This window comes from Nocardia sp. NPDC050799 (genome assembly GCF_040654015.1).
Classification (GTDB): domain Bacteria; phylum Actinomycetota; class Actinomycetes; order Mycobacteriales; family Mycobacteriaceae; genus Nocardia.
The window spans coordinates 1-1,007 of the sequence record NZ_JBFAHF010000144.1; the positions used below are offsets into that span (position 1 = coordinate 1).

At 67.4% G+C, this 1,007-nt stretch carries 1 protein-coding gene; it reads right to left on the reverse strand.

The window, feature by feature from the left end:
- Positions 1-989 (reverse strand): hypothetical protein (locus AB0H42_RS35985; RefSeq protein WP_357064405.1); only part of this gene is annotated, 989 nt, incomplete at its 3' end.
- Between the last annotated feature and the right edge of the window lie 18 nt (positions 990-1,007).

The window sequence follows — 1,007 nt, forward strand, 5'->3', positions numbered from 1 at the left end:
TGCCGCACCTCGGCACCCAAACGGGTATTCAGCAGCGGCTGCGGTTGAATGGCGGAAAATAACGAGAAGCCGCCATCGGGCCGCAGAGTGGCGAACACCCGGCGGTAAGGCTCGGCCACCGTCAGCTCCTGCCCGTCAGCACCGTGATCGAAATGCTGCACCGGCGTCAGGCGCCAGCGCCGATCTTTTTCCACCTCGAACCACTCGCGCAGATTGCCGTCGGCGCCCTTGATCAGCAGCGCGCTACCGCCGGGCAGCGCCGTCATCTGATACGGGGCATGTTCGCCAAGGGTACGCGTTTCACGCAGCTGCAGCTGCGCGCCGTCGATCTGATAACGCGCCAGCCGGTTGCCGGTCAGCAGGTAAAGCTGGCGGCCATCCGGCGTCAGCAACAACTGCTCCCCGTCGTGCTCCAGCGGACGCTCGCTGAACTGCGGCGGCCGGTCGGGGCTGAAGCGGCCGAACACCAGGCGCCGATCGTCGGTCACCCCGGCCAACAGATACTGCCCGCGATGCGCATCCGCCAACGACAGCAGTTTCAGCGGTTTGTTCTGCGGATCCAGCGCCAATGGCTGTTGCCCAAGCGGGAACTGCCACTGCGGCCGGCCGTTTTCCGCCGTCGCGAAGTCCGCGCGTGCCACCACCAACCGGCCGTTGGCCTGCGCCAGCGCAAACAGATCGCGCTCTCCGGCAGCCTGCGCGAGCAGCGCCGGTTTGGCCAGCAGCGTCTGCTGCACCAGCGGCGTCTGGGCCTGGCCGCTCGGCGCCGGCGTCAGACGATAAAATTGCCCCGCGCCCTGCGCGTCGATGCGATAACCCACGCGCTGCTGCACGTCCATGCCCAGCGCCAGCGCCGGGGCCGACACCGCGATCGGCAGCGGCTGAGCCTGCCCAAGCGAGGCCGGTTTGAACAGCGGCAGCACCGCAAACAGCAGATAAACGAAGATCAGCATCAACGTCATCACCACCATCAGCCCGCTGGCGGTCACACCCGCCTGCACCCCGCC